General features: G+C 47.4%; 5 protein-coding genes. All 5 read right to left on the minus strand.

Annotated elements, in window-relative coordinates; genetic code table 11:
• Positions 1-141: 141 nt before the first annotated feature.
• On the minus strand, positions 142-3,051 hold the full coding sequence (locus tag H3S82_RS10190) for a hypothetical protein (RefSeq protein ID WP_198232375.1): 2,910 nt from the start codon (positions 3,049-3,051) through the stop codon (positions 142-144).
• A 247-nt stretch (positions 3,052-3,298) separates the two neighbouring features.
• Positions 3,299-4,468: an HlyD family efflux transporter periplasmic adaptor subunit gene (locus H3S82_RS10195; protein WP_198232376.1), complete on the minus strand. Its 1,170-nt coding sequence runs from the start codon at positions 4,466-4,468 to the stop codon at positions 3,299-3,301.
• 2 nt (positions 4,469-4,470) lie between these two features.
• Positions 4,471-6,990 (minus strand): type I secretion system permease/ATPase, encoded by a 2,520-nt coding sequence (locus H3S82_RS10200; protein ID WP_246785270.1) that lies wholly within the window; start codon positions 6,988-6,990, stop codon positions 4,471-4,473.
• A gap of 10 nt (positions 6,991-7,000) precedes the next feature.
• Positions 7,001-8,491 carry a TolC family protein gene (locus tag H3S82_RS10205; protein WP_198232377.1) on the minus strand — a complete coding sequence of 497 codons (1,491 nt, stop codon included), beginning with the start codon at positions 8,489-8,491 and terminating at the stop codon, positions 7,001-7,003.
• Entirely contained in the window at positions 8,481-10,232 is a 1,752-nt protein-coding gene (locus tag H3S82_RS10210) for a tryptophan 7-halogenase (protein WP_198232378.1), read from the minus strand. The genes H3S82_RS10205 and H3S82_RS10210 overlap by 11 nt, the downstream gene beginning before the upstream one ends.
• Positions 10,233-10,247: the final 15 nt, after the last annotated feature.

A 10,247-nucleotide genomic window follows, 5' to 3' on the forward strand; every position in this document is an offset into this window, starting at 1 on the left:
AGAAATATTCACGCTCAGAACGCTTGAATTTTACTACAGAACAAAATGGACAAGACGATCTAGTGAAACCGAAAACGGGAAAATTTCACTGAATTACAAATACAAAATCACTTAAACGCAAATTGTGGAAAAAGCCGGTATCTAGTGGGTATTTTTCTCGTTGAATTTATCAAAGAGTTCTTGGTTTTGTGGACCTTTGTTCAGAACAAACAAGGCTGTTCTACCATCATTGAAAGTGGCCGGAAAACCGAACACTGCCGCATGTCCGAGAAAATTTTCGTTATAGTCTTTATCATCGGGAACGAACCGTAAAGACGCTATGAAATTATTCTCGAAAAGATTGGCAACAGTTGTTGAGGCCTGATTATTGAGGATATTGGTTTTGTCGCCAAAATAAATGCCGCGAACGCCGACAACCGAACTGCTATCCACGCCTTCGAATTGGGTAAAAGACAAATCGATGAGATGCGTCGCATCGAGGTTTTCACGATAATTTTTACGAATGCTCATTCGCACGCCCATTTGGCCATCCGTTGTTGTGAAATCTGCGACGAGAGCGGTTTCGTCATAAGGATTTTCCGCACTATGAGGCGGCCGGAGCGTCCATGCCACTGACCCCTCCAATTTGCGCTCTATGCCGTTTCTGTCTTTCATCAACATACTGGCATCAGCGCGTTTTCTTGTCCGGATTTGCGCATCTTGAGGATTGACACCATTCACGCCTTTTGTTTTCGGCGGTTCCAACATTGCTTGTTGATAAGGACTTTGAACACCATTCGGATTGACAGCCGCCGACGGCAAATCAACGTCTTTTCTTGTTTTCTCGAGCGGGCGGGATGACATGTCAGAACCTGAAGCTTTTGAAAGTGTTTTTCCGGCTTCAGGATTTGCGCCGTCATGATTTGCATCGGCCAAGCTAAGCGCTTGCGCGGCTTGGTTATCCGAAGCTGAAGGATTGATGGCCGAAGTAGCCGACAAATCGAAAGTTCGGCTATCACCACCAATATTTACGGATGAGAAAACCGGTACATTGCCCCGCCAGAAATAATAGACCCCGCTCGATAATACACACGCAGCCAGAATACCGGCAGCAAAACTCCCTTTGCCCCTGATATTTTCGCGTATCGCATGCGATAGAGCTTTGTAAGTCGGTTGTCTCCAGAACCTTTTTTGGCGGCGGGCATCAAAAGACAAGTCCTTCGGAAAAAGATCCTGTTCGAATTGCTTGGACCGCGTTTGACCTAACGCTATCGATTGCGACCGGGTTTCTGACAGAGCCTTGAGGTTCGAGTTTTCGTCTGATGTGGCTGTGTTATTCGTCTGTTGCTCGAAGAGTTCGGCGTCCCGCTTGTCATATTTGACAATAAAATCCGGAATTGGCGGTACATTTTCCAGCTCATCCCTGTTATTTTCAGGGAAACTCTGTCTTGTCTCCTCGTCAGGAATTTTGCTCGCAAATTCTATCTCGTTTAAAGTAAAAAGATTTCCGTTATCGAAAACGGTTTGTGGATATGTTGTCCGGTTGCGATCGGTGTTACTTCCAACACCATTGGAGAAAACATTTTTTGCGTCATTTTTCAAAGGCGCGACAAATATTTTCTGTTCCGGAGATCTGCCGTTCATACCGGTAGCGGAGGCAGCAGTGTTTGATAGTCCTCTCCCTGACGGCGCCGATATTATCGGCCGCGGCAGAGGTGAGGCAGTAACCACGGTTTCTCTTTTGAACAAACGCCGTTCCAATTCCTTCATTTGCTCATCCACCGATATTTTCCGGCCTTCCGCAGGATCGGGCTGATTTGACACGCTGAATTGTTCCACCGCGACCGTTTCATCAAGAAAACAAATGTCGGGGGTGGCAGCGTAACCGCCAAGATTGCCATATCCGGCTTGTTGAGATTGTTGACCGGATGGCGCGCGCTTGCCATCATTCTTCTTAACGCCGGATGTTGCTTGATAAGACTGTGACCGAGCGGCATTTTCCCACGGCCTTTCAGGCTGTCTTTTTGAAAACGCCCCATCCGGTAGGAACGATCTTGCAGCGTTCATCGGCGCCTCACCATTCCCTATTGACTGTCTGTGCCGGTCACGACCTGCTTGGAAACCGGCTTGAGGAAACCGGTTTATATTATTGACCGAAGGTCTGTTACCACGCTCGCCATTCAATGGAAAAAATTGTCCCCCTTGGATTGCGGCCTGACGGTTTGCGGTTGGGGCGTTGCCGGTATTAAATGAAGACTGTCTAAAACCATTCGTGATCGAACCGGAAAGACTATAATAAGGCCTATTTTCCTTTTGGAAATTTTGCTGCCATGGCATATTTTGCGGGAGTTCGCCTTGGGAAATTTGCTGTGCTCCGGTGTCGGAAAATAGAGCATTATTGCGGGCATTAACCGATTGTAAATTCGCCTGCCGGCCCAGAGAGGGGGTTACTTTTCTTTCTCTACCTTCGATAAATGCTTCGATTTCATTATCATCTTCTGCATATAAATTCCGTTCACGGGACAAATCATTATTATTGAGAGCTGCCGATTGATTACTGTCGCTTTGACGTGAAGCTCTGCGGGCGGCAAAATCGATCAAATGCGGATTATCGGTTAAGCCTTGTGCGCCATTTGCCGCTGCGTTACGGTCTTTGAAATTGAAAAGGCCGATAACATCGGTCATTGACGGTTCATCGTTTTTGAACGACCAATATCTGAACATATTTTGGCTGGAAGCCAATTGCCGCAAGCGGCCGTGATCAACCGCCACCTCGCGTTTTGTACCGAAATAATCCGGTAAATATGCCTGATAGGCGAAATGGCAGGGAACCCCATTTTCCTCCAACACGAAATATTCCGGCCGTAAAAGATAAGAAGCCTCGACCTCGCATATCGCAGCCTCCAGGCTCAACATATATGAATGCTGGACAATATCGGGCGCGTTCATTTCATTCAGCTTCGATTTGATAGCCAAACGCGTTTTTTCATAAATAAGCTGCCGACCGTCCGAATTCGGACGCGATTTTTGTCGTTCAATCGAATGCCTGAGCAGCTTTGGAATGTTGATCATTGTAGCGCGCTATTTCCATCTGGATAACAATAGAAGCCGAATAATTTGCACTATAGCTGTTTTTCATTACCCCATAATTCGATAATTTAAACTAAAACCATCGTCTACTCTATATTTTTCACATAGAAAATTATGAAAAATTACCATCCAACCCTCTTATTATGTTGCGATTACAGTATAATAACTCGTTGTTTTTATAAAAATATTTAGTCGGCTTATTATTAATATCAAATTTTTAATTCACACGTCACCGTTCCCGCAACGCTTCTTTTGCGCGATTGAGCGGCTTTATCAAATAATCCATTACGGTTTTTTGACCGGTACTGATTTCAGCAGTCGCAACCATTCCCGGAATAATCTGATGGCGTTTTCCGTCCTTGGTTTCGAGATAGCTATGATCGGTCAGAATATAGGCCCGATAATAATAAATCCGCTTGTCGACATCATCTTCGATTGAATCGGGCGAAACCATCTGCACATGACCGGGGAGCGAACCATAAATTGCTGAATCATAGGCAGTGATTTTGACATTTGCCGGCTGGTCTTTGTGAATGAAAGCGATATCGCGCGGGTTCAATTTTGCCTCTATGAGAAGCTGGTCACCCAAAGGCACAATTTCCATCAATGTTCCGCCAGGGGCAACAACCCCGCCAATCGTTGTAACGCGGATATCTTTGACAATTCCATTGGTCGGAGAACGGATGACTGTGCGCGTCAACTGGTCGGCTAATCCTTCTCTGGTTTTCAATAGCGGCTCGAGATCGGCCATTGTTTTGGTATAATCACCGCGTAAAGCGACAAAATATTCATTTTTTGTCGCCGCAAGTTTTGATGACAATTCGGCCGCATTCTGCTGCAATTTCAACACCTCGACCTCGCTTGCAGCACCTGTTTTCAGCAAAGGTTTGGCAATTTCCACTTCGTCTTGCGCAAGTTTCAACTGCTCCGTCAGATTAAGTACATTTTCCTTGAAGGCCTGACGATTGGTGAAAAAAAGCTCGGTTTCGCGGTCAATAACATCTTTTTTATCGCGAATTTCCTCGGGATAATTGACACTGTTCTGATAATTCATTTCGGCAAAAAGACGTGCAGCCCGCGCCTGAAGGGCAACAATCTTGGCCAGAGTTTCATCGACATTGGACTTTGCCTTTGCCGGATCAAGAGCGGCAAGAACCTGCCCTTCGCGAACCTCGTCGCCCTCTCTCACCGAAAGTTCGGCAAGAATGCCACCCTCGAGATTCTGGATAATCTGGCCTTTGGAAGCGGGCATCACTTTGCCCTCGCCGATTGCGACTTCATTCAAAACGGCGAAATAGGACCAGATCATGAAAATGACAATCATCGCGATGATGATCCAGAGGATCAATCTTGCTCTCTCATTGATACCATGGACTTTTACCAGTGAATCGACATTCATCGTCAGCCCCTCGCCTGATTATCATTGGGAGCACTTGCGGTCGCAAAAGCGGTTCGGTCGAGACCGAGCATCTCGTCCTTCGAGCCGTCTCTGACAATGCGGCCATTGTCGACAACGATGATGCGGTCAACGAGCTTCAAAACCGGATAGCGGTGGGTTGCCACAATGAATGTCTTATTGCCAATCCAGGATTTCATGCGTTCAAGAACTGCAACCTCTGTTGCTTCATCAAGCGAAGCAGTCGGTTCGTCAAGCAACATAATATGTGGCGAGCGTAGAAATAAACGGGCAAGCATCAATGTCTGTTTTTGCCCGCCAGAGAGGCCCACCCCGCTTTCGCGTAATTTGAGATCAAGCCCGTGCGGCTGGTTGAGCAACAACTGGTCGGCACAGGAAAGATGCATGGCTTTCAAAATATCTTCGTCTGTTGCCAAAGGATTGGCCGCCAGAAGATTATCCCGCAATGTGCCGTAAAACAGACTGGACTCCTGAAACATTGCCCCGACATCCCGTCTTATATCGGCAATGTCGATCATCCCGACCGGGGTATCATCAAGGAGAACACGCCCCTGAACAGGTGCCGAAAGGCCGGCAAAGAGGCGAAGAAGCGTTGATTTTCCAGCCCCCACACGCCCGAGGATCGCTATTTTTTCTCCCGGTTTTATATGAAGACGCGGTATGATCAGAGCCGGTTTTTCTTGCGGCCCGTAAAGATAGACCAAATCCTGCAAGTCGTATTTTCCCCGCAAGACAGGTTTATGATAATAGTCTTTGTCGCTGTCGTGGTCGACCGGCAAAGTGAGTAAACCATCAAGCCCTTTTTTCCCCACACGGGCATTTTGTAATTTGCTCAAAATTGCCGGTATCTGTGAAAGAGGTGCAATTGTCCGGCTTGTGAGAATGGAACAGGCAAGAACCGCACCGAAAGACAATTTGGCGTCGAGTATGCCGTAAACGCCGGCAATAACCACACCGACATAGGCAATTTGCTGCATCGTTTGTGAAAAATTCATCAGCATGGAAGCAATTTCACGTTGTTTCAGGCTGATATTGCCGCTTACTTTATTGACCTCGCCCCATAAACGACGAAAACGCGGTTCTGCCTGAAGCAATTTGATATCTTCGGCACGATAAATCGACTCCATCAAAATAGCGTTGCGCATGGCGGATTCTTCCAACCCTTGATTGGAAAGTTTCGCAAGCGGGATCTGGGCAAAAATTCCAGGCAGTACAATGAAAGGAATAGCCGCAATGGGAACAAACACGACATAGCTGCCGATGAGCCAGATAATGAAGAGAAATGATACAACAAAAGGAAGGTCGATGAGCACACCCAGCGTTGTCGAAGTTAAAAGTTCCCGCATCTGGTCAAGATCGCGCAATTGCGAAATCAAGGTTCCCGGAGACCGCGGTCTTGCATCATTGCGAATATTCAAAACACGCGCGTAAAACATAGCCGACAATTTGAGATCGGCCTGTTTGCCGAAATGGTCGGTCACGGCTACACGTGTTGTCTTCAAAATGAATTCGAGAAGCAAGGCCAAGGCCACACCGGAAGCCAGAACCCACAATGTATTGGTCGACCTTCCCGGCACAACGCGGTCCCAAACCTGCATAGCAAACAAGGATGTTCCGATTGCAAGCAAATTACCGACGAGCGAACCGAGACCCAATTGCAGAAATATCGGCCAATTGGCCACAAATAACCCTTTGAACCATGATTTTGGTTTTTTTTGCAGATATTCGTCAAGCCGGTCGTCATGGGCACTCAAATGGCGTTCGAGAACGAGAAGCTTTATCTTTTGTTTGCCATGTGTGAGCGTATCAAAAGCAATGCGTTTTCTGAAAACATTGTTGTCGATAACAAAATCGACAATGCCGGATGCCCCCTCTTTGGCCGTGAGCAAACCGAGCTCGCCATCAATTTGAAGAATAGCGGGCATCATAACCGAAGAAATTGCTGTTGGCTCGACTTCGACAAATGTTGCAGCCAAACCACAGCTAAGGGCAATATCGATAATTGTTTCGTCTTTTTGTGCACCACCACTCCATTTTGCAGCATTCCGTACAAGTTCGTTCGAAACCGGTATATTGAGTTGGCGGGCAGCAAGCAGCAGCACATCGACCCATTTCCCCATGAACAAGACACTGTTTCTGTTTTCATTATTTTTGCGGGCAGAATTTGCGGCCTTTCTTTGTTTTTGCGATGTATCGCGTTCCGCATGGGATGGCTTCGGGCCTTTATTCCTGCCTTCATCTTTGGCTTTGAGAGCTTCGCCAGCACCATTCAATTTCTGCTGTTTTCCGGCATTTTCAGCCGATATTTTTCCGCTATTTTCGAGCGGTGTCCCATATAGTTCGCGGCGTCCGTTTTCGAGTTTGTCATTGATTGCAGCTTGCGCCGACCTTCCGTTTGCAATTGTGTTTTTCTCTTCGTCATTTTCTTCGTCGGCGGACGAAAACGCATTTGTTCCACGAGGAGTAAAAGCAAATTTACCGGTGAAATGATCGAAACTTGTCATGGCAAAACTCTCAACTATGCTCACGCAAACGACTGACCAATTGCCCCACCGCATAATAGGCTTTGATTTTTGCATAGAGGCGATCGGATAAAGCTGTAATCTGGTCACTTTCAGCAACGAACGCATCACGTTCGGCATTGATGACATCGGTTAATGGACGCTTGTTCAACGTATATTGCTGCCAATAGAGATCGCGCGAAGAAAGCGATAAATTCATCATCTGGCGGGCATTATCCATACGCTCGGTGGCTCCCCTTTCTTCCGTTTCAGCCGCACCTCTGGTTGTGCGCGATACAAGCTTTTCGTTTTCGGCTGCCTGACGGGCAGCCCGCAATTCTGCTTCGGCCGCTTCTATCTGGTATTTTTCGCGCTTTCCGGAAGAAAATTGCCCACTCAATTGCAGGCCGACAAAAGTGCTATCATTCGTCGCATTACGCTGTCCGGTAGCGCCGGACTGGCTCACGCCGAGACTGACTGCGGGAAACCGTTCGGCCTTGGCCAAACGTAGCCGCTGTTGGGATGCTTTGACTTCCGCCTCTGCGGCAAGCACTGCCGGCGTATGGTCAATGTCGTTTTCGCCATTGCTCAGACTGTCCATAAAGCGCGTTGTTTCTGCGAGAGTTTTCACTTTTTGCGGACGGAAACCGGTAATTTGCGAAAATTTTCCGGCTGCCACATCAAAGCGCGTTGTTGCCTGTAAAAGATCGGACTTTGCCCGTTGCATCCCGACCTCCGCCTGATTGAGATCGGAGGCATCCGACAGGCCTGCACGCACGCGTTGGCTAATCTTGTTATGGGTATCACTCAAAAGGCGGGTTTCACGTTCTGCTGCTGCGATCAATTCCTGTGCGGCAGAAAGTTCAACGAAAATATTGGCAATATTCTGAGCCACATCTTCCATTGTACTATTCAATTGATGGGTCTGTTTTTCGTTTGTGGCCTGGGCTGCACCTATGCGACTTGACGTTCTGCCAAAATCATAGATGAGTTGCGAAGCGCCAACAGTGCCGCGCACATTGCCGGCATCATTATTATTGTTACCGGAATTATAATAACGGTTATAACCGGGATTGAGGCTATATTGGAAGGTCGGATACCAGGCCGCCTTTTCAATGGCAATTTGCGCTTTGCTTTGCGCAACAATTGCATTTGCCCTTCCGATATCCGGATGACGGGCCAAAGCAATACCGACAGCATCTTTCATGCCTATCCGGTCAGTCGAAATTGTTGTCACAGCATCATCGGCCTTTGTCGATGATGGCACATGTGGCAAGTTCCGATTGTCGGAACCCGATTCCTTATAACCTGTTTTTTGCGCCTTTTGATAATCGGTGAGAGGTGCTGTTCCTGCTCCCTGATGACGCACAATACGGGATTGGTGAGAACGTGGTGTCGTGCAACCGGCAACAGCAATCAACACAAAACATAAAAGCGCACCGCTTGCCAAAGCCATTTTCCGCTGCACATCGGAATGATGATCGTGATAGAGGCTAACCGGCATGAACACCCCCCTTTTCCTGTTCCGTTTGCGCTTGGGAAAACCGCGCATGATAGGCAAATTGGAACTGGTAACCGACCGTTTGCCGATTTTGTCCGCCCGCTTCATTTCCCTCACCCTCATGAAGCGGCTCCTGCCCGAAAGAGTGTCCGGAAACAGGCGGCAAGTTTTTCTGTGCGTTTAATTTACTTTGTGCACTTGACCCGTTTTGCGGGCTTAATTCACTTTCTGCCCCCAATTCACTTTGTGCCCCCAATTCATTTTGTACATTGCCGCGTGCTAAAACGCCCCGTCCATAATGTTCCATTTTGTCGCGGATATTGGGAGGAAGTCCCTCGAGCTCGTTCAAAGCAGCGGCTTTACTCACAATTCCAAGTGAAGACGCAATAAAAAGCCAATCAAGCACATGATATAAAGGAGGAAAACCGGCGCCATAATTTTCAAAATCAATGACACGCGGCAAGCGTTCGGCAAAACAGGCAAGCATTTCCTGATAGTGTGAAGAACGCCGTGCCGATGCAGCATCGCGCCAGAACTCTGTGTCGCGTCGCCCGCCATCGAAATGCATCCTTAAAAAATCGGCATTGGCTTTGAAAGCCCCGTCATTGGATTTGTTGTAATCTTCAATAATATGCTCGCCAATAACGCCGTTACATTCCAATAATATGCGTTCCAGTCGGGCAATTTGGTGAATTGTGGTTTCTGTTGCACTTGCTTGCAAAGGTCCGAGATAACCCGAAGAAACACCGATGGCGATAGTATTTCCCATCCATGCTTTTTCAAAATTTCCCGGATCGAATGTAATGACCGGCCGCGCTGCGACAGGTGATCCGAAAAGCAATTCCACCTCTCTTTTCGCGCGTAACCAGTCGGTATGATTATTTGAAAAAACATGAATTCCGCTATAATGGTCGCTTAACGGTATCTGGCAGATATATCCGGCCGGAGTTGCAAAATATTCGCTAACAAGGTCAACTCTAGCCCCGTTATTTGCAAGCCTGAAATCAATTGCGCTATTGGTGAGCAGACTATCGGAAAAAGAATGCCATTTTCCATTCAGTTTTTGCCCGACGAGCAAATGTCTGAGACCTGAAGCGTCGATAACGAAATCGACATTGAAAATATCTCCGCCAGAAAGTTTGAGGGCATCTACATGACCATCCGGAGAAATCTCGAAGTCGATGACTTTTCTGGCGAATGTGCGGATCTTCCGTTCCATGCCGATTTTTTTGAGATAGTCGACAACCAGACGACAATCAAAATGCAAGGTAGGTTCCACACCGCTTCTATGTGTATTGAAAACCGCATTGGCTTCAAGCCGGTTAGCCTTCTGTTCAATCAATGCGAAAGCCGGAAAAATTGTTTCGAGCGGAACGCCCAAAGCAATGGCAGTGGCAAGATAAGGCCAAAAACCGTAGAGGGAAAAATCAAGTTCTTCAAGATGATCGTTCATGCCCGGATGAAGATTGTAGAAAATGTCGCTCGCACTGCCATTGCGGAAACCGCGAAAGGCATTGCCCATCTTGAATGTCGGCTTTGTCGTTTGGACAAAATGCTGAAGATCAATATTCAAGCGACGAACCATTGCGATAAAATGGTGAAGCCCGCCTTCGCCGCCTTTGAAACAGGGTAAATTCGGGTCCTCAAAAACGGCAATATCAACATTGGCACTGAATACGCGCCGCAACATCAGAGCGGAGAGCCAGCCGGATAGCCCCCCACCGATTATTGCAATTTTTTTCACGCGTCTCACATCCAG

It is taken from the genome of Bartonella sp. M0192, from assembly GCF_016102305.1.
In the GTDB taxonomy this organism is placed as follows: Bacteria; Pseudomonadota; Alphaproteobacteria; order Rhizobiales; family Rhizobiaceae; genus Bartonella; species Bartonella apihabitans.

Excerpts from the sequence above, each read along its gene's own strand:
- H3S82_RS10190 (WP_198232375.1), bottom strand. The coding sequence starts at position 3,051 with ATGATCAACATTCCAAAGCTGCTCAGGCATTCGATTGAACGACAAAAA.
- H3S82_RS10205 (WP_198232377.1), bottom strand. The coding sequence starts at position 8,491 with ATGCCGGTTAGCCTCTATCACGATCATCATTCCGATGTGCAGCGGAAA.
- H3S82_RS10200 (WP_246785270.1), bottom strand. The coding sequence starts at position 6,990 with ATGACAAGTTTCGATCATTTCACCGGTAAATTTGCTTTTACTCCTCGT.
- H3S82_RS10195 (WP_198232376.1), bottom strand. The coding sequence starts at position 4,468 with ATGAATGTCGATTCACTGGTAAAAGTCCATGGTATCAATGAGAGAGCA.